The following is an 18,590-nucleotide window of genomic DNA, read 5'->3' as shown; positions in this document are numbered from 1 at the left end:
AATGATATGGTATAACTTATCCGTTGAAAGGATTCCGCATCTGCACAGGGCATTCAAGGCTCCTGCAGACGCGTTCATAAGAAAGGATCATTCCTATGGAAAACATGGAAAAAGTGGTTTATCTGGATAATGCTGCCACCACTCCCTGTGCTCCCGAGGCACTGGAAATGATGGTCAAAGCCCTGAGCGGTGCCTGCGGCAACCCCAGCAGCCATTACAGCATCGGCTACGAGGCAAAGGAATTTGTGGACACCGGCCGTGCGCAGGTGGCAAAGGCCATCAATGCAAGTCCGGCTGAGCTCTTCTTTACCAGCTGCGGCTCCGAGGCCGACAACTGGGCGGTGAAGGGCACTGCCTTTACCAAGGCACGCCAGAACAAAAAGCACCTCATCACCAGCGCTTTTGAGCACCATGCCATCATGCACAGCATGGCTGCGCTGGAGCGCATGGGCTTTGAAGTGACCTATATCAAGCCCACCGCCGAGGGCTACATCCGTCCCGAGGACGTGGAAGCTGCCATCCGTCCCGATACCGCGCTGGTCAGCATTATGATGGCCAACAACGAGATCGGCACCATCCAGCCCATCAAGGAGATTGCCGAGGTCGCTCACAAGCACGGTGTCTGGATGCACACCGACGCGGTGCAGGCTGTGGGTGCCATCCCCGTGGATGTGAAGGAGCTGGGCGTGGATATGCTGTCCATGAGCGCCCACAAGTTCAATGGCCCCAAGGGCATGGGTGCACTGTACTGCCGTAAGGGCGTATGGCCCCAGAACTTGATCGATGGCGGCAGTCAGGAGGCCCGCCACCGTGCAGGCACCGAGAACGTGGCCGGCATTGCTGCCATGGGCAAGGCACTGGAGATCGCCACGGCGCATCTGGATGAGCGCATGGCCCACGAGAGCGAGTTGCGCGATTACGTCATCGACCGCATCCTCAAGAACATCCCGGAAGCCCGCCTGAACGGCGGCCGCGCACCCCGTCTGCCCAACAATGTGAACATCAGCTTCCCGGGTCTGGAGGGCGAGACCATCCTGCTGGATCTGGATATGCACGGCATCTGCGCCTCTACCGGCTCTGCCTGCAACTCCGACAGTCTGGACCCCAGCCACGTCCTGCTGAGCATCGGCGTGCCTGAGGAGATCGGCCACGGCTCCATGCGGTTCACCTTTGGCCCGCAGAACACCATGGAAGAAGCAAAATATCTGTGTGACGTGCTGGAGGAGGTCATCCCCCGCCGCCGCGCTATGAGTTGTATGTGGCTGCAGGGTCAGAACAAGGCCCGCCAGTTCAGCCTGAAGGGAGAACAGTAATTATGGCAAGTATGTATAGTGCCAAGGTCATGGAGCATTTCGCAAATCCGCACAACGTAGGTGAGCTGCCTGACGCAAACGGCGTGGGTGAAGTGGGCAATCCCAAGTGCGGCGACATCATGCGCATGTACCTGAAAATTGAGAACAATGTGATCGTGGACGTTAAGTTCCTCACCTTTGGCTGCGGCGCAGCCATTGCCACCAGCAGCATGGCCACCGACCTGATCAAGGGCAAGACCGTGGACGAGGCGCTGAAGCTGACCAACAAGGCCGTTGTGGAGGCTCTGGAAGGTCTGCCCCCGGTCAAGGTGCACTGCTCTGTTCTGGCCGAGCAGGCCGTCAAGGCTGCTCTGTCCGACTACTACCGCCGTCAGGGCATCGATCCGGAACCCATCGTGGGCAAGCTGGAAGAGGATTGCGAGCACTGCGAGAGCTGCGGCAACTGATTCTGACAGTATCATAAGCAAAAAGAGGACACCGCTTCGTGCGGTGTCCTTTTTTGCGTCCCCACTTGTGAGAAAAGGGGTTCAGAAACGCCCGCAGGCGTTTCTGAACCCCAAAAAATCAAATCGTTTTCCGCGCCTTACACCCCGCCGTGGCGGCGCTGCTCGGCGGCAAGCTCCTGCTGCAAAGCGGCCTTGCGGTGATCCAGCAGCAGATCCTTGTTGTACTTGAAATACCGTTCGCAGCCGTTCTCGGTGAGGAACTGGTGGGAGACGGGGTTCACCGTAAGCTCGGTGACGAACACCACCATCTCCTGACTTTCCGCAAAGGCCTGCTCCATAAAGTCGAAAGCGGCTTCCAGCGCAGCAGCGGCGGTCTTTTGGGTGGTCTCGCGCTGGTCTGCCAGCGCACGGAACTGACCGCGCAGCAGGTCGAAGGCCTCCTGCGTGCCGGCGGCGTTGGCGCGGCGCAGCTCCCCTTCCCACTGGTGCAGCGCGGCCTGCACCTGCAGGCGGTTGGTCAGCTCTGCCTTGCCCAGCAGCCCGGCATCGCGCTTTTGCTGAGTCTCAGTCTCGTAGTCCTTGATTTGCTGGCTGAACAGCTCTGCGGAGCCGTCCGGGATATCCTCCGGCAGGGTAGCCAGCGCCTTTTTGGTCTCCCGCAAAAAGGCGTAGCAGGCATCGGCCACGGCGTCTGCCTGCAAGGAAGCGGTAAAACGGGTGTCCAGCCCGGCCAGCAGCAGACTGACAAGGCTGAGCCGCTCGTCAAAGGGAGCCTGCAGCAGCCGGGCGAACACGGCGGGCTTTGCCTGTCCGGCAAGAATTTCCTCCACGCCGTAGTCGTCCCGGTACTTGTAGTACAGATCCAGATAGGCCGAGAAATCCTCGGCGATCTTCGGGTGCTGGATATACTCCCGGATCAGTTCCTCGTCTGCCTGCAAGCCCAGTGCTTCGTAGGTGTCCAGCAGGTTGGAAAGATCCTCCCAGCCGCGGGCGGTGACGAACTGGGTGCCGTCCACGTCCGCATTGATCTGGTAAAAGTTCTGGGGATGCAGCTCCAGATAGCTCAGGATGGCGCTGTGGATGTGCGCGGCGCGGGCGTAGTCCTTCCACACCGGCAGATCCGGCTCGATATCCATGCGGCGCACACGGTCAAGGGTTACGATGTCAAAATCCCGGACGGACTTGTTGTACTCCGGCGGGTTGCCTGCCGCCACGATGACCCAGCCCGCAGGCACGGCCTGATTGCCAAAGGTCTTGCACTGCAAAAATTGCAGCATGGTAGGGGCCAGCGTTTCGGACACGCAGTTGATCTCGTCGATGAACAAAATACCCTCAGAAAGGCCGGTGGTCTCCATTTTGGCATAGATGCTGGCAATGATCTCGCTCATGGTGTACTCGGTCACCGACACGTCCTTATCGCCGTAGTGGCGCTGCCGGATAAAGGGCAGACCCACGGCGCTCTGGCGGGTGTGGTGAGTGATGGTGTAGGCCACCAGTGCCACCCCGCACTCCCGGGCCACCTGCTCCATCACCTGCGTTTTGCCAATGCCCGGAGGGCCCATCAGCAGGATGGGGCGCTGCCGGATGGCGGGAATGGCGTATTCGCCCAGCGCATCCTTGGCAAGGTAGGCTTTTACGGTATGCTCGATCTCTTCTTTGGCACGTTTGATATTCATAATGGTTCCCCCTCTTGTCAGGAGTTGTTCAACTCGCGGTACAGGTCGTCCTCCTCGGCCAGAGCGTCCGCAAGGGCGCTGGCCGGGCGGGCTGCCGCACCGGTAAATTCTTCTTCGTCCAGTACCACCTTCATCGCCCACGGCGGCACATTGGCATCATCGAACCGCTCCCCTAAAAACAGGAAGGCGGTATCGTAACCGGGACGCCGCGCCGGGTAGGTGCCCATGCCGTCGGTGAAGTACAAAAGGCCGCGCAGGTTGGAAAACTTCTTTTCGGCGCAAAGCTGGTTTACATATTCAAAGGCCGGACGGAAGTCCGTTCCGCCACCGCCCCGCAGCTCAAAGTGGTTCATAGCGTGGATGAGTTCGTCCTCGTTGCGAATCAAAATATCCTGCCGCACGGCGTTGTCGGCCTGAATCAGGTGCAGGTTCATGCGGTGGAAAAAGTTTTCCCGCCCCTTCAGCAGGGTACAGGTTTCTGCCAGAAAGGCGCGCACCAGTTCGCCGGAGGTGGAGTAACTGGTATCAATGACCAATGCCAGCTCCTCGATTTTTTTGCTTTCCCGGCTTTCCAGCGGCTCGATGAGGGGCAGGTTGCCGTACACCGAAAGGCCGTAGGTATAAAAGTTCAGATCAAACTCGTCCGGGTCCAGCTTTACCTCCTCGCGCAGGACGCAGAACCGGCGCAGAAAGTCCTTGTAGCTGCGGCGGCTGCGGTTGGCGGCTTTCACCTGCTGCTTCAGTGCATCGGTGCCCTCGCCCGCCTCTTTATCCCGCAGATCCAGCTCGGTCTGCATCCGCTCCCCGATCTTCTGCCACGTTTTCTGCGGCAGAGGGGTGGGCATCTGCTGAGGCTGCTCCGGGGCATCCTTCGGCCACAGGCGGTGGTCATCGGTGACAAATTCCCGTTCCAGCTGCCGCAGCACGCCGGGCGTCTGCCGGGTGAGCCAGCGATACACCGGCGCTGCCGCCACCACCTTTTCCTCGGCGGTGATCTGCCGGTAGGCGTTCTGCCGCACATAGGTCAGCGGGCGCGTCACGCTTTTGCGCTGTAAGCTGTCGATGACGTTTTCCACCGCGATATCGCACGCAAGGCTCCACAGCTGCGGCTCCCGGCGGCCTTTCAGCCACAAATGCCGGAATACGCAGTGGAATATGGTGTGCAGATACAACCGGTTGAGATATTTCGGGTTCTCCTGATAGAGCTGCAGCAGGCGCTGCGGCTGGTAATATAGGGTCTGTCCGTCCGTAGCCAGCACCCGGCAGCGCTCGTCCGGGGCGGGGTTCAAGGCGCTGAGTGCCATATCCAGAAACCGGAAGTCCAGATACAGCCCGCTGCGCACCACCGCCAGCACCTCGCCGCCCATGCGTGCCTGCCACTCCTCGTGGGTCTCCGACCGCTGGGACTGGAAGGGCTTGCGGGGGTCGAAAAATTTTTCCTTTGGCAACGTGTGGTCACCTCTCAAAAATCAAAATCGTACCGCTGCTTTTTGGGCTGGGGGGCATATTTTTTGTGCTCCGCGTCTGCCAGCAGGGCGGCAGCGGCGGCGTTCTCTGCCTTGGCAGCAAGGGCGGCGGCGGACGCAAAAGCGTCTTTATCCAGCACATCCAGCGCCAGCAGGGCGCGGATGCTGTCGGTGTCCTGCGCCTTTAAAAGTCGGGCCAACACCCGGTCGGTGTTGGCTGCCAGAAACGCCCGGTAGTGCCCGGCAGCAGCTTCGGTCAGCTGCCACGGGTACCGCAGACGGGCAAAGCAGAGCATGGCCATAATGGCGGCATCATCGGCATCGTGCCCCTGCGGAAAGATGGCGTCATATTCTGCGGGGAGGAATTTATTGTCGAGAAAACACTGTCTGTAATGGTATCCCTGCCCGGAAAAGGTGTGCAGCAGGATGTGGGCGGGGGTCTCCTCGATATCCTCCCAGTAGGCGGGATACCACAGCGCCGCCAGCGGCGCGGGGGCATCGGCGGGCCAAAACTGCGCCTGCACCGCCTCGGTGATGTTGTTCACCAGTGCAAACAGCCCGGTGGGCTGCTCCGGTGCGGCCTGCACCCGCAGCGTCTCCAGCGCAAAGCAGTTCAGAAACACATCGCTGCCCACGGTAAGTCCCCCGCTGCCCACTGTGAGCAAGCGCAGGCTGCGGCAGTTGTAAAAGGCGCAGCTGCCGATGACCTGTACACTGTCCGGCAGAGTGACTTCCTCCAGAAAGCTGCCGCACACCGGGTGCAGTTCTTCTTCGTCCGCAGCCGGGGTGTCAAGGTCAAAATCGTACCGGCGGGCGGGCTTTTGCCCCACCGCCTGCCCAAACGCCCGGGTCAGCCGCACCGTGCCGTCTGCGCTTACTGCGTAGCGGCACAGGGCATCCGGCGCAGGCAGGCTGCGGGGCTTTTCGGAAAAGCAGTAGTCGCCCAGCTCGGTCAGGGCAAGGCTGCCGCCCTCCGGGGCGGGCACGCTGCCCGGCAGCACCACGCAGGGTGCTGTGCCGTACACCCGCACCAGCCGTGCTGTATCTGCCGAAAGGGGCAAGATATCCAATATCAATTCGTTTGCCTGTTCCACCATGCTGCGACCTCGTTTTTCTGCATTCATTCAGCTTTCAGTATACCGCGAACAGGGGGTGATTGTCCAGTGCAGAGAACGATTTGGAACGGTTCTGTGCTGACGGGCTGCGGGACCCGGCAGCGCTGCCGGTGCTCCCCTTTTGCTGCCGCCCTGTTCAAGTCCGCTGTTCTGCCGGTGCCGCTGAAGAGAAATTGCCGCATAAAACAAAAAAGACAGCCATCAAAAGCTGTCTTTTTTGTGGTGCAGGAATGCAATCCAAATCCGAATAACCTTCCAGCACCGATTCCAGAATGATGCCCTCCGGGCCCTCGGAGATGATTTCCGTTGCCGACATGAACTTGACACCGTTCTTCTTCTTTCTGACAGAAAGAGCCGAACCCGTGCAACGAGTCCGGCCCTTTCTGTGCTTTGGTTGGATCTTAAGCAAAGTTATGGTAAATGAAGAAGTTGGCTTTGGGAGTTTACAGCAGGCTCAGTGCTTCCTCGTCTGCCACAAGGATGCAGTCCGGATGCAGCTGCAGGATGCTGCCGGGGCAGGCAGGGGTCACAGGGCCGGTCACGGCGTCCTTGACGGCCTGTGCCTTGGCTTTACCGTTGGCTACCACCAGCACCTTGCGTGCCTGCATGATGGTCTTGATGCCCATGGTGTATGCCTGTTTGGGGACAAGGGCCTCGTTGCCGTCAAAGAAGCGCTTGTTGGCTTCGATGGTAGTGGGCGCAAGGTCGATGCAGTGGGTCTCCAGCTCAAAGGCTTCGCCCGGCTCATTGAAGCCGATATGACCATTGGGGCCGATGCCCAGCAGCTGCAGGTCGATGCCGCCCAGCTTGTGGATGATACCGTTGTAACGGGCACACTCGGCGGCAGTGTCCAGATTGGTGCCGTCCGGCAGGTTGGTCTTGGCCGGGTCGATATTCACCTTGCTGAACAGGTTCTCATTCATGAAATACCAGTAGCTCTGGGGATGCTCCTTAGGCAGGCCGCGGTACTCGTCCAGATTGACAGTAGTGACCTCGGAGAAATCCAAATCGCCTTTGTTGTACCAGTCCACCAGTTGGGCATAAGTGCCCACCGGGGTGCCGCCGGTGGCAAGACCCAGTACACAGTCCGGCTTCATGATGACCTGTGCGGAGATGATGTTGGCCGCTTTGCGGGACATATCCTGATAATCTTTTGCGCGGATGATCTTCATAATAACGCTCCTTTTATAGTACTGTTACGCCTGCGTTCCGGCAGGCCTGTAAAAATTCTACGGGCAGCTTTCCGTCCGAGATCACAATATCAATATCGGACAGCTCGCAGATGTGGAATGTGCTTTTCAGTCCGATCTTGGAGGAATCCAGCAGCACGGCTTTCTGCTCACAGTCACAGCGGCGGAGCACGGTCTGCTTGAGCCGTGCTTCATCCTCCACGCCGCAGGTAAAACCGGTTTCCGGGCTGTAACTGGTCACGCCCAGCAGCAGCAGATCAAAGTTGATGCCCTCCATCGTCTGGATGCTCTGTGCACCGCAGACGCTCAGGCTGAACCGGTTCAGTCTGCCGCCCGGCAGGGACACATGGGGCTTTTCCAGCTTTGCCAGCTCCATGGCGCAGCTCAGGCCGCTGGTGTAGATGAGCATGGGCTGGTCCGGGATGCACCGGGCCACTGCTGTGGCAGTGCTGCCGGAATCCAGAAACAGGGTGGTGTTGGGGCGCAGCAGAGCAGCGGCTTTTTCGGCAATGATCTGCTTTGCTTCGGCATTGCGGGCGGAACGGCGGCTCAGCAGGTCGTCTGTACCTACCACCTGCTCCACCGACTTGACACCGCCATGCACCCGCACCACACGGCGGGCTTCATCCAGTGCTTTCAGGTCGGTGCGCAGGGTCATTTCCGAAACGGAAGGGAAAGCTTCCTTGAGCTGGGCAAAGCTAATGCTGCCTTTGCGGTTCACCAGCTCCACGATTTGATTGCGGCGTTGTTCCATGGGGGATTCCTCCTGTCTGCGTTTGTCCTGTCCCATGGCACGTTCTGCTTAGTCCTCCGGGTTGAAGTTTGCCAGCAGATATTCCTCTGCTTCCGGGCACCACAGGCCGTTGTGGGCATCCACGATGTCAGCCAGTGCGGTATAGCGGGGGTCGTTGTCCTGTTCGCCCTTGGCACGCAGATCGGTCAGGGCGATGAGGGGCATGGTCAGGTGGGTGTAGATCAGCTTTTTGCCGCCGGGGATCTTGGGCAGGTTGAGGGTGGTCTCGGCAGCGGCGTTCAGACCGCCGATGTGGGTGACCATCACAGCCGGATCGATGCGCTTAGCGGCGGTCAGTTCCAGCGACTCGATCATGTCGGCGGTATTACCGCCGGTGGTGCCCATGACATGGGTAGAATTGTAGTGCACATCGTAGAAGTTCATCTTGGCGCTGAACTGCTTGTCGGTGGGGCCTGCAAAGAAGTTCAGGCAGCCGTCACGACCCAGCACAGCACTGGACAGCTCCACCACCGGCGCGATGGGGGCGTAGCAGAACACATCATCAAAGCCGGTACCGCCGGTCAGCTCCCGCAGCTCGGCAGCGGGGTCTGCCATGTTGGCGGTGTTGACGAAGTACAGGTCGATGCCGTCCTTCTCCTTGACCTCCTTCGGGGGGAAGAGGGACTCCGCACGGGCCAGACGATCCTCGTTGATATCGGTGACCACCACCATGCCGGGGCGCACATCACGGTGCAGTGCGTAGGTCAGAGCACCCAGACCCATGGGGCCTGCACCGGCCAGAATCGCCAGCTTGCCACCCTTCTTGATGCCCATATCGTGATGGTACACACCCATCTTGGTGTGGTAGGCGGCGTTGAAAGCACCGATGGAGCAGCTCATAGGCTCGGCCAGAGAAGCCTCGTAGTAAGCACGGCCCTTGTACTCCAGCAGGCAGCCCAGTTCCATGACCTCGGCAGGGATGATGCAGTAGGTGGCGTCGCCGCCGAAGAACTCGTAGGAGTAGCCGGGGCTCCACATGGTGCCCTTGTAGTTCAGGGCGGGCTGCAGGGTGAACTTCATGCCGGGCTTGAACTTGTCCTGATGCGCCTTGCCCACCTTGACGATATCACCGGCGAACTCGTGACCCATGATGGCGGGGTGCTCGGCTACATCCGGATGCACACGCTTGTGAGCAGTGCCGAGGATGGCGCACTTGTAAGTAGACATGCAGATGCTATCGGAAACGACCTTGACCAAGATCTCATCGTCCTTGATCTCCGGCAGTTCAAAAGTATCCAGACGCAGGTCGTTGGCGGCGTGCAGACGAACAGCTTTGACTTTCATAATGAAACTCTCCTTTTATTATAACAGTTACCGTTGTGTTTTCAAGAAGTTTTACAGATGCTGGAAGGTGACCAGCGGCAGCAGTTCTTCGATCTGGCTGCGCTCTGCGGCCTGTGTGCCGCTGCACATCACATTGGCGGCTCCTGTGGCGATGGACAAGCGAACGGTGTTTTCTTCGCCAAGTCCTTCCGCTTCGGCGTAGGCGAGAGCGGCGACCACGCTGTCGCCGGCACCCACCGTGCTGCCCACTTTGACCTTCAGTGCCGGAGCGTAGATCACGCTGTCCTTGCGGAGATACAGCGCACCCCGACCGCCCATGGACACCACCACATGTTCGATGCCCCTGCGGATGAGCGCCTGACCGGCATCGGCCAGTTCATCCAGCGTTTTCAGCTCCCGGCCCATCATGCGGGAAAGCTCGTCGTTGTTGGGTTTGACCAGATAGGGAGCAGCCTTCAGCCCCTCTGCCAGCAGCTCGCCGTCTGCATCCAGAAAGACCTTTGCCCCTGCCTTTTTGCAGGATTCCACCCATGTGTAGTAGGTGTCCTTGGGGGCACCCTTCGGCAGGCTGCCTGCCAGCACCACGATATCCCCCTGTTTCAGTTCCTTCAGCAGGTCGTACAGCAGGGCGGTCAGCTCCGGGGCATCCACCTCGATGCCCGGCTCGTTGATGTCGGTGTTGGTGTGGTTTTCCGGGTCGATGACCTTCAGGTTCGTGCGGGTCTCGCCGGGCACGAAACGGAAGTTGTGGGCAAGCCCTTCACTGTCCAGTGCGTCCTGAATGGCTCTGCCGCTGTTACCGGCCAGAATGCCGATGGCCTTGCTGGTCCCACCCAGCTTTGCGATCACCTTGCTGACGTTGATGCCCTTGCCACCGGGATCGGTACGCATCTTGGTGATCCGGTTTACGGTGTCCAGCGCAAGGTTCGGGATCTCAACGGTCTTGTCCAGCGCCGGATTCAATGTTACGGTGTAGATCATGGGAACAACAGCCTCCTTCATGATTGTTGTTATGAAACTCGAAACTGTTGAAACGAAAGCTCTAGCATTATAATACCAACAGTTTTCGCCCGTGTCAAGCTGTTGTTTCAACAAATCGCACTGCGTGTTTTTGGTGCTTTTCGCCAACTTTCTGGGATACATGATTTTTCGTTCAAAAGTGCTCTAATAGGTATCTTGTTATAATAGCAAAAAAACTCCCGGCTCTGCCCAAAAAGGCAAAAGCCGGGAGTGCGTTTTCAGTTCATTTTGTGTGCGGCGGTTTGCAGTCCGCAAAAAAGCCACGGTCAAAGCCCTGTTCCAGCAGGTCTGCCGCTTCCTGCTGCTGGCCGGCGCGCAGTACCTCCATCAGCCGGGGCGTTTCGATCAGCTGCCCGCTGACATTCTGCATGACCTCCACCGGGACGCCGTTCCCGTCATCCGGGGCCAGCAGCACCAGTGCCCCCAGCACGATGCGCCCCGGCTCATAGACCGGCGGCTGTGCCTGCAGATAGCCCAAGCGGCAGTCCTTTACCGCACTTGTCCTGCAATGGAGCAGCAGGGCATACAGGGATTTGATGTAGGTATCGCCCAGCGTTTCACGGCGGCGAAGCTGCTGCTCCACCAGCCGGGCGTCCGCTTCCTGCGGGCAGAACAGCTGCGCCGCTGCATGGATGAGGGCAGCGCGGCTGCCGGGAACCTTGACGGGCTGGATGGTCAGATGTTCCAGCAGCCCGGTCATGGACCGGGTCAGGCGCGCATAATACTGCAGCTTGGAGCCTGCGTGCGGTGCATCCTGCACAGGCTGCACCGCCGGTTCCGGTTCTGCGCGGTTCTGGCTGTACTGCGTGATAGCGTCCTTCAGCACGGCACGATCCGGTTCCAGCAGGGAAGGGCTGATGCACACCGCCGGGTAATCCAGTTCCAGCGGCACGGTGGAGATAATGAAGTCGATTTTTCTCCGACGCAGGTCGGCAGTGTTCAGCTCCCGCACCGAGCAGCACCCCTCCACCTGCAAAGAGGGAAACTCGTTTCCCAGCCGGGAAGCCAGAAAGCGGCTGGAGCCCATGCCCAGCGGACAGGCCACTACCACCCGCAGCCGCAGCCGGAACATGGCATTCTGTTCCAGCACTGCGCCAAAGTGCATGGCAAGGTAGGCCGCTTCGTCGTCCGAGATGGCGGGCAGGACGAATTGCTGCTGCACCGCATCACAGGCGGCGCGGGTGGCTTTCCACAGGCCGGGGTAGTCGGTGCGGATGGTGTCCAGCTGGGGGTTTTCGGTACGAATGTTCTGCTCCACCCGCAGCAGCATGGGGCGCAGGTGGCAGTACAGGTCATCCCGCAGGGAGGTGTAACCGGAAAGGTCTGTGTGCAGCGCCTTTTCCATTTCCCGGATAAGGGCGGCTTCCAGATTCCGCAACTCCATCTCCTGTGCGCTACCCCAAGGGTCCTCTGCGCCCAGATAGGCGGAGAGATACAGTTCCAGATACTGCGCTTCCTCAGGCGGCAGGGTCAGCCCGAAGGCGCGGTTCAGCGCCGCCACCAGCCGGGCAGCATGATTGCCCGCCGGGCGCAGCCCTCTGGGGGCACTGCCCTTGTCGCCACCCTGCCGCAGCTGCTGAATGGTCAGGGTGCAATGGATCGCCAGCGCCAGAAAACCTGCATCCGGCAGATGGAGCTGTTCTTCCTGTTCAAACTGCTGCAAAACCGCCCAGACCTTTTCGGCCGTTTTTGTATCCAGCAGGGTCGAGAAGATCTCGTTTTCCGGCATCCGTCCGCAGAGCACCTCTGCCAGTTCCTTTTCCGGCATACTGCTGCGCAGCAGGGCAGACACCACCCTCCGGTAGGAAGAAGCATCCCCCTGCAGCCAGACCCCCACGCCGGGGCGGCGGAACATCTCCACCCGGTAGGGGTGTAGCTTGGTCTCAAGTTCATCCAAGTCCGCAGACAGCGTGCTTTCCGAAACGCCAAGCGCCCGTGCCAGTACCGCTGTTTTGCAGGGCTCCTGCTCGCTGAGCAGCCTTGTCAAAAGCTGCTGCCGCCGCTCTGCGCGGGAAAGTTTTTTCCTGTCGCCGCTGTTCAGCTGGGTGCGCAGTGCGTCTCGCCGCTCCGGCGCTTCATCCAGCAGCAGACCCTTGCCGGGATTCCGCACAAAATGCGCCCCGGCAGCCTGCATCCACTGCTCCACAGCGGGCAGCTCCCGCAGCACGGTGCGGCGGCTAACCCCGATGCTTTCAGCCAGCGCCGCCGCCGTCACCCAGCCCTGCGGAAGGCTGAGCAGCTGCTCGATCAGCTTCCGTGCATTTGCCGACAGTTCCTCACGATACACCGCACCCATGTTGCTTCTCTCCTTTTCCCAAAAGTTACCCATTGCTTCTATTGTAACATAGTGCCACCCCGTCTGCCAGCCCCCAACGCAGAAAAGAAGTTGTGTGTTTTTTGTCACTATTGCCCGGTGACAAAAGCTTCCTTGTTCCCGTCTTGTATCCCGGCGCATCAGCAAATATGCACAAATCACCCGCGCATCCATTGGAAATGTTGCCGTATCAGCCCACTGGTGTCACCATCCTCCGGTGACAACCCCACCGCTTGTCACCATTGAAATCCGGCGCAGTATCGGCTAGAATAGTGCCAGAACGAAACGAAAGCTCCTCCGAACAACCGTCCGCAGGCCGCAGCTCCCATGCCACAGGAGCTGCACCGCCTGCCTTTCAAGTGAAAAAGGAGAGCTACAAATGAAAAACGCTGTTTCCCGCTTTGGCAAGTTCCTCAGCGGCATGGTCATGCCGAATATCGGCGCATTCATCGCGTGGGGCTTCCTCACCGCTCTGTTCATTGAAGCGGGCTGGTTCCCCAACGAAAAGCTGGCCAGCATGGTCTCCCCGATGCTGACCTACCTGCTGCCCATCCTCATTGCAGGGCAGGGCGGCAAAATGATTGCAGGCGACCGCGGCCGTGTCATCGCCGCCATCGCCGTGGTGGGCTGCATCTGCGGCTCGGACTACACCATGCTGATGGGCGCCATGGTCATGGGCCCTCTGGCCGGCTGGGTCATCAAGCAATTCGATAAGAAGGTGGAAGGCCATATCCCCGCCGGTTTCGAGATGCTGATCAACAACTTCTCCGTCGGCATTCTGGGTATGCTGCTGGCCATCCTCGGCTACTACGTCATCGGCCCGTTCATGACCGCCATCCTCACCGTGCTGACCGCCGGTGTGGACTTCCTTGTGGCGCACAGCCTGCTGCCGCTGGTGTCCATCTTCATTGAGCCTGCCAAGGTATTGTTCCTGAACAACGCCATCAACCACGGCATCTTCAGCCCCATCGGTGCAAGCCAGGCCGCTGAGACCGGCCGCTCCATCATGTATATGCTGGAAGCCAACCCCGGTCCCGGTCTTGGTGTCCTGCTGGCCTACTGCTTCTTCTGCAAGGACGACACCACCCGCCAGTCCGCTCCCGGTGCTGTGATCATCCACCTGCTGGGCGGCATCCACGAGATCTACTTCCCCTACATCCTGATGAACCCCGTGATCATCATCGCCCCCATCGTGGGCAACTTCTGTGCCATCCTGTTCTACTCTATGACCGGTGCAGGTCTGTCCGGTCCTGCTTCTCCCGGTTCCATCATCGCCTACATGGCAATGGCTCCCCGGGATTCCATTCTCACCGTTCTGCTGGGCGTTGTCATCGCCGGTGCTGTTTCCTTTGTTCTGTCCTCGGTCATTCTGAAAGCGACCTCCGGTCACACCAAGAGCCTGACCGATGCCCAGAACGAAATGAAGGAGATGAAGGCACAGGCCAAGGGCGAGATCCCCGAGCCTACTGCCGTGAATGTCGGCCAGATCCGCAAGATCGTCTTTGCCTGCGATGCCGGTATGGGTTCCAGCGCCATGGGTGCTACCAAGTTCCACAACCGCATTAAGGCGGAGCGCCCCGACCTGACCGTGACCAACTCCAGCGTGGACACCATCCCCGCTGACGCGGACGTGGTGGTCTGCCAGCGCGTTCTGGCTGACCGTGCCGCCAAGTGCGCCCCGCAGGCACAGCTTGTTACATTGGATAACTTCCTTGCAGATCCGCATCTGGACGCATTGTACAACGCACTGACCTCCACTTCCCCGGCACTGGATGCCAAGGCCGAAGCTGCCGCCAATGAGGAGATCGTATCCGACCTGCGCAATGCAGCCGTAGCCCCTCTGGCGGCTGCCGTGACCGAGGCTTCCAAAGCCAACGGTTCCGTGATGAAGATCCAGGCGGAGGACATCCAGCTGGGTCTGCCCTCCGTCACCAAGGAGGAGGCCATCCGTGCCGCCGGTGCGCTGCTGGCAAAGCGGGGCTATGTGGATGACAGTTACGCCGATGCCATGGTGGAGCGCGAAAAGCTGGTGAGCACCTACATGGGCATGGGCGTAGCCATCCCCCACGGCACCAGCCAGAAGAAGGGCACCGTTAAAAAGTCCGGCGTTGTTCTGCTGCAATATCCGCAGGGCGTGGACTTCGGCGATGAAAAAGCCTACCTCGTGTTCGGCATTGCCGGTGTCGGCAACGACCATCTCGACCTGCTGGGCAATGTCTGCGAGATCCTTGAAGACGAGGATGCGCTGGAACAGCTCAAGACCACTTCCGATATGAACTATGTGCTGGAGCACTTACAATAACGATTCCAAAAAGGAGAGATTTTTATGAAGAGCATCGATATCACCATTCAGGACAAAGAAGGTCTGCACGCCCGTCCCGCCGGCATCCTGAGCAAAGCTGCCAAGGGCTTTGAGAGCAAGGTGACCATGACCAAGAACGGCAAAGTCGCCGACATGAAGAAGATCTTTGCCGTAATGGGTCTGGCCGTGAAGTGCGGCGAGACCGTGACCATCGCCGCCGATGGTGCGGATGAGGATGCCGCCATCGAAGAATTGACCAAGCTGTGCAAGGACGCATGACTTCTCCCTCCGTCTATGACCATTCTGCATAAATACTGCTGACGCAAAACCGCTCCGGGCAGAACGCTCGGAGCGGTTTTACTGTCAGTACAGAGAGAAACAGGGCCTTCCCGACGGGGAAAGCCCTGTTGTACATATCGCTCTTGTCTGTGGATTTTCAGGGTGCGTCCATTCAGGGCGCACCCTGTTTTTGTTTTGAGAAAAAACTTGAGAAATAAATCTTAGGCCTTTGTTAGGATCAGGCACTCATACGGACGCAGGGCATCGTTTCTGTCCGGATAGTTTCCCAGCAGCTTATCTGCGTCTGCCCAGCCCTCTGGCAGGGTGTAAGGTGCGTCATGCTCAGTCAGGTTGCACAGCACCAGCAGTTCTTCCCCATCTTCGGCACCATAGCGGCGGTAAGCCAACAAATCGGCATTGTCCGGGTAAAGAAACTCGATCTTGCCCGCACTGATGACCGGCATTTTCTTGCGCAGGGCCACCAGCGTTTTGTAAAAGCTGCGCACAGAATCCGGGTCATCCACCTCAGCAGCGGCGTTGATGGCCTTGTAGTTGTCCGCCAAACCAATCCACGGAGTGCCAGTGGTGAAGCCCGCATTTTCGCTGCTATTCCACTGCATCGGGGTGCGGGAATCATCCCGGCTGCGCTGGGCGATGATGTCCAGCGTTTCTTCCTCGGACTTGTCCTGCTCTCGCAGGATCCTGTAGTAGTTGAGGCTCTCGACGTCGCGGTACTGCTCGATTTTCGTGAAGTGCGGGTTCGTCATGCCCAGCTCCTCACCCTGATAAATGTACGGTGTGCCGCGCATAAAATGGATCGCTGCCGCCAGCATCTCGGCGCTTTCCTTCCAGTAGGTCGTGTCGCTGCCAAAGCGGCTCACCGCACGGGGCTGGTCATGGTTGCACCAGAACAGGGCATTCCAGCCGTTGTGCTCCTGCATTCCTTCCTGCCAGGTCTGGAACAGCTTCTTCAGCGCCATGTGGTCAGGCGGCATCAGTTCCCACTTCTGACCATTCTTGTAATCCACCTTCAGGTGATGGAAATTGAAGCACATCGTCAGCTCGTGGTTGCCCTCAGCGGTGTAGCCGATACAGTTTTCCAGCGTGGTGGAGGACATTTCGCCAACGGTTATCATACCGTCGATGCCGCCCGCGGCGACCAGCTCCTTCAGGTACTTGTGGACGTTGCGACCATCGGTGTAGAAGCGACGGCCATCGCCCGCAAAGTCGTCCTCATACACTTCCGGTTTGGAAATCAGATTGACCACATCAAAGCGGAATCCCTTGATCCCCTTCGCCTTCCAGAAACGGAGGATGTCGGCCATTTCTTCCCGCACCGCCGGGTTCTCCCAGTTCAGGTCTGCCTGTGTCACATCGAACAGGTGCAGATACCACTTGCCCAGCTGCGGCACATACTGCCATGCCGGGCCACCGAACTTGGACACCCAGTTTGTGGGCAGATTGTCCGGGGTTCCGTTCTTAAAGATGTAGTAATCCTGATATTTCTTATCTCCGGCCAGCGCCTTTTTGAACCACTCGTGTTCAGTAGAGGTATGGTTGAACACCATGTCCAGCATCAGGCCGATGCCGCGCCTGTCCGCCTCGCGGATAAGCTCCTCCAGATCCTCCATCGTGCCGTAGCGCGGGTCAACGGCACGGTAGTCGGCCACATCATAGCCGTTGTCGCGCTGGGGCGAGGGGAAGAACGGCGTCAGCCAGAGATAGTCAACGCCCAGGTCGGCGAGGTAGTCCAGTTTCGCGGTGACGCCCTTCAAATCGCCGAAGCCGTCACCGTTCGAGTCCATGAAGGATTTCGGGTAAATTTGGTAGACAACTTTATCTTTAAAATCATTCATGGTATACACCTCACAAAATCAGGCAATGCCTTTCTTTTTGCCGACGATGACGGTCAGCACAAAGGGGACGACGATGGCAATGGCCATGCACAGCGCAAAGCTGAGCATATAGGCGGGCTGGATGGACAAAATACCAGGGATGCCGCCGACACCGATGGCGTTGGCCGTGGTGGAAGTTGCCACACAGACGACCGCTGCGATGGCAGATCCAGTCATGCCGCAGATAAACGGGAAGTGGAATTTCAGGTTGACGCCGAACATAGCGGGCTCGGTAACGCCGAGGTAGCAGGAGATGCAGGAGGGAACGTTGACTTCCTGTGCGGCAGCATTCTTGCGCTGCAGATAGATCATACCGAGGACGGCGGAGCCCTGCGCAATGTTGGACAGCGCGATCATGGGCCACAGCATGGTGCCGCCGAAGTCGGCAATCAGCTGCATATCGATGGCGTTGGACATGTGATGCAGGCCGGTGATGACCAGCGGGGCATAAACAAAACCGAAGATTGCGCCAAAGACCACGCGGAAGGAGCCGGAAATGCCGGCGTAGACGATGTCAGAAATGAAGGTGCCGATCTTCCAGCCGATGGGGCCAAGGACAGTGTGGGCGATGATGACGGACAGCACCAGCGAGCAGAAGGGCACAACGATCATGGAAATGACCGCCGGGCAGATCTTGCGGAAGAATTTTTCCAGATAGACCAGCGTGAACGCGGCCAGCATGGCGGGAATGACCTGCGCCTGATAGCCAATCATGTTGATGGTGAAGAAGCCGAAATCCCATTTCGGGATGTCCGCCGCTGCCGTGGACGCGACGGAGTAGGCGTTGAGCAGCTGGCCGGAGACGAGCGTCAGGCCGAGGACGATGCCCAGACTTTGGGTCGTGCCCATTTTCTTTGTGACAGACCAGCAGATGCAGACCGGCAGCATATGGAAGATGGCTTCGCCAATCAGCCACAGGAAGCTGTCAACGCCGGACCAGAACTGGCTGATGTCGCACAGCGTCTGGGTGCCGTTATTAAAAAAGTAGATGCTGTCAATGCAGTTGCGGAAGCCGAGAATCAAACCGCCGGTGATGATGGCGGGAATCAATGGGGCAAAAATCTCCGCAAGCACGCTCATGACCTTCTGCAATGCGTTCTGGTTCTGCTTGGCTGCGCTCTTGACGGCGTCCTTGGAAACACCGTCAATGCCGGAGACGGCAATAAAGTCATTGTAGAAATCGCTGACCGTATTGCCGATGATGACCTGGAACTGGCCCGCCTGGGTGAAAGTGCCCTTGGCGGATTTCAGTGCCTCGATCTTGGCAACGTCCGCCTTGGCGGGATCGTTGAGGACAAATCGCATACGCGATACGCAGTGGGATACTGCCGCGATGTTCTCCTTGCCGCCAACGTACTCAAGCAGCAGCCGCGCGTCCTGTTCGTATTTACCCATGATGTTTTCCTCCTTTATCTTTTTGATGATTCATCCAACTTGTTCATACAAGTTTTGCTTGTGGTTTCAGTATAGTTCGCTTGTTCAGACAAGTCAAGCAGA

The 18,590-nt window shown here is 58.8% G+C and carries 14 protein-coding genes and 1 pseudogene; 4 read left to right on the top strand and 11 right to left on the bottom strand.

The window, feature by feature from the left end; all coding sequences use genetic code 11:
- The first annotated feature begins 95 nt into the window (after window positions 1–95).
- Window positions 96–1,313, top strand: coding sequence for a cysteine desulfurase family protein (locus tag DXB44_RS08545; protein WP_118658419.1), 1,218 nt, complete (start codon window positions 96–98; stop codon window positions 1,311–1,313).
- Between the two features lie 2 nt (window positions 1,314–1,315).
- On the top strand, window positions 1,316–1,759 hold the full coding sequence (nifU, locus tag DXB44_RS08540) for a Fe-S cluster assembly scaffold protein NifU (RefSeq protein ID WP_015537288.1): 444 nt from the start codon (window positions 1,316–1,318) through the stop codon (window positions 1,757–1,759).
- A gap of 137 nt (window positions 1,760–1,896) precedes the next feature.
- Here nifU and DXB44_RS08535 read toward each other — a convergent pair whose 3' ends face one another.
- The 9 genes and pseudogenes from DXB44_RS08535 to DXB44_RS08495 all read right to left on the bottom strand — a co-directional run bounded on the left by DXB44_RS08535 (window position 1,897) and on the right by DXB44_RS08495 (window position 12,599).
- Window positions 1,897–3,435: an AAA family ATPase gene (locus DXB44_RS08535; protein ID WP_118658418.1), complete on the bottom strand. Its 1,539-nt coding sequence runs from the start codon at window positions 3,433–3,435 to the stop codon at window positions 1,897–1,899.
- A gap of 17 nt (window positions 3,436–3,452) precedes the next feature.
- Window positions 3,453–4,883, bottom strand: a complete 1,431-nt coding sequence (locus DXB44_RS08530; protein ID WP_243111095.1) for a VWA-like domain-containing protein — start codon at window positions 4,881–4,883, stop codon at window positions 3,453–3,455.
- Window positions 4,884–4,897: 14 nt separating this feature from the next.
- Window positions 4,898–5,998: a leucine-rich repeat protein gene (locus tag DXB44_RS08525; protein WP_118658416.1), complete on the bottom strand. Its 1,101-nt coding sequence runs from the start codon at window positions 5,996–5,998 to the stop codon at window positions 4,898–4,900.
- 259 nt (window positions 5,999–6,257) lie between these two features.
- A pseudogene (locus DXB44_RS08520) lies at window positions 6,258–6,359 on the bottom strand (recombinase family protein); the annotation flags it as partial.
- Between the two features lie 100 nt (window positions 6,360–6,459).
- Window positions 6,460–7,188: a glucosamine-6-phosphate deaminase gene (gene nagB / locus DXB44_RS08515; RefSeq protein ID WP_006735306.1), complete on the bottom strand. Its 729-nt coding sequence runs from the start codon at window positions 7,186–7,188 to the stop codon at window positions 6,460–6,462.
- A gap of 13 nt (window positions 7,189–7,201) precedes the next feature.
- The gene (locus DXB44_RS08510) at window positions 7,202–7,960 is read right to left on the bottom strand and encodes a DeoR/GlpR family DNA-binding transcription regulator (protein ID WP_243111094.1); all 759 of its coding nucleotides are present in this window, start codon (window positions 7,958–7,960) and stop codon (window positions 7,202–7,204) included.
- A gap of 48 nt (window positions 7,961–8,008) precedes the next feature.
- On the bottom strand, window positions 8,009–9,283 hold the full coding sequence (locus tag DXB44_RS08505; protein WP_118658414.1) for a zinc-binding dehydrogenase: 1,275 nt from the start codon (window positions 9,281–9,283) through the stop codon (window positions 8,009–8,011).
- A 51-nt stretch (window positions 9,284–9,334) separates the two neighbouring features.
- Window positions 9,335–10,264 (bottom strand): 1-phosphofructokinase, encoded by a 930-nt coding sequence (pfkB, locus tag DXB44_RS08500; protein ID WP_118658413.1) that lies wholly within the window; start codon window positions 10,262–10,264, stop codon window positions 9,335–9,337.
- Between the two features lie 262 nt (window positions 10,265–10,526).
- Window positions 10,527–12,599, bottom strand: coding sequence for a BglG family transcription antiterminator (locus DXB44_RS08495; RefSeq protein ID WP_158581884.1), 2,073 nt, complete (start codon window positions 12,597–12,599; stop codon window positions 10,527–10,529).
- Between the two features lie 397 nt (window positions 12,600–12,996).
- On the opposite strand from DXB44_RS08495, the gene DXB44_RS08490 reads away from it, so the two are divergent.
- Window positions 12,997–14,919, top strand: a complete 1,923-nt coding sequence (locus DXB44_RS08490; RefSeq protein WP_118658411.1) for a PTS mannitol transporter subunit IICBA — start codon at window positions 12,997–12,999, stop codon at window positions 14,917–14,919.
- Between the two features lie 24 nt (window positions 14,920–14,943).
- Window positions 14,944–15,198, top strand: coding sequence for an HPr family phosphocarrier protein (locus DXB44_RS08485; protein WP_118658410.1), 255 nt, complete (start codon window positions 14,944–14,946; stop codon window positions 15,196–15,198).
- 221 nt (window positions 15,199–15,419) lie between these two features.
- On the opposite strand, the gene treC is transcribed toward DXB44_RS08485, so the two are convergent.
- Both treC and treP read right to left on the bottom strand, forming a co-directional pair.
- Window positions 15,420–17,054 (bottom strand): alpha,alpha-phosphotrehalase, encoded by a 1,635-nt coding sequence (treC, locus tag DXB44_RS08480; RefSeq protein ID WP_118658409.1) that lies wholly within the window; start codon window positions 17,052–17,054, stop codon window positions 15,420–15,422.
- An 18-nt stretch (window positions 17,055–17,072) separates the two neighbouring features.
- Window positions 17,073–18,488: a PTS system trehalose-specific EIIBC component gene (treP, locus tag DXB44_RS08475; protein ID WP_118658408.1), complete on the bottom strand. Its 1,416-nt coding sequence runs from the start codon at window positions 18,486–18,488 to the stop codon at window positions 17,073–17,075.
- Window positions 18,489–18,590: the final 102 nt, after the last annotated feature.

This window comes from Faecalibacterium sp. OM04-11BH, from assembly GCF_003482185.1.
Taxonomy (GTDB): domain Bacteria; phylum Bacillota; class Clostridia; order Oscillospirales; family Ruminococcaceae; genus Faecalibacterium; species Faecalibacterium tardum.
Note: the sequence above shows the minus strand (reverse complement) of the source record. Positions and strands in the feature narration are given on the sequence as shown.

Excerpts from the sequence above, each read along its gene's own strand:
- nifU (WP_015537288.1), top strand. The coding sequence starts at position 1,316 with ATGGCAAGTATGTATAGTGCCAAGGTCATGGAGCATTTCGCAAATCCG.
- treP (WP_118658408.1), bottom strand. The coding sequence starts at position 18,488 with ATGGGTAAATACGAACAGGACGCGCGGCTGCTGCTTGAGTACGTTGGC.
- nagB (WP_006735306.1), bottom strand. The coding sequence starts at position 7,188 with ATGAAGATCATCCGCGCAAAAGATTATCAGGATATGTCCCGCAAAGCG.
- DXB44_RS08505 (WP_118658414.1), bottom strand. The coding sequence starts at position 9,283 with ATGAAAGTCAAAGCTGTTCGTCTGCACGCCGCCAACGACCTGCGTCTG.
- DXB44_RS08495 (WP_158581884.1), bottom strand. The coding sequence starts at position 12,599 with ATGGGTGCGGTGTATCGTGAGGAACTGTCGGCAAATGCACGGAAGCTG.
- DXB44_RS08490 (WP_118658411.1), top strand. The coding sequence starts at position 12,997 with ATGAAAAACGCTGTTTCCCGCTTTGGCAAGTTCCTCAGCGGCATGGTC.
- pfkB (WP_118658413.1), bottom strand. The coding sequence starts at position 10,264 with ATGATCTACACCGTAACATTGAATCCGGCGCTGGACAAGACCGTTGAG.
- DXB44_RS08525 (WP_118658416.1), bottom strand. The coding sequence starts at position 5,998 with ATGGTGGAACAGGCAAACGAATTGATATTGGATATCTTGCCCCTTTCG.
- DXB44_RS08485 (WP_118658410.1), top strand. The coding sequence starts at position 14,944 with ATGAAGAGCATCGATATCACCATTCAGGACAAAGAAGGTCTGCACGCC.
- treC (WP_118658409.1), bottom strand. The coding sequence starts at position 17,054 with ATGAATGATTTTAAAGATAAAGTTGTCTACCAAATTTACCCGAAATCC.
- DXB44_RS08545 (WP_118658419.1), top strand. The coding sequence starts at position 96 with ATGGAAAACATGGAAAAAGTGGTTTATCTGGATAATGCTGCCACCACT.
- DXB44_RS08510 (WP_243111094.1), bottom strand. The coding sequence starts at position 7,960 with ATGGAACAACGCCGCAATCAAATCGTGGAGCTGGTGAACCGCAAAGGC.
- DXB44_RS08535 (WP_118658418.1), bottom strand. The coding sequence starts at position 3,435 with ATGAATATCAAACGTGCCAAAGAAGAGATCGAGCATACCGTAAAAGCC.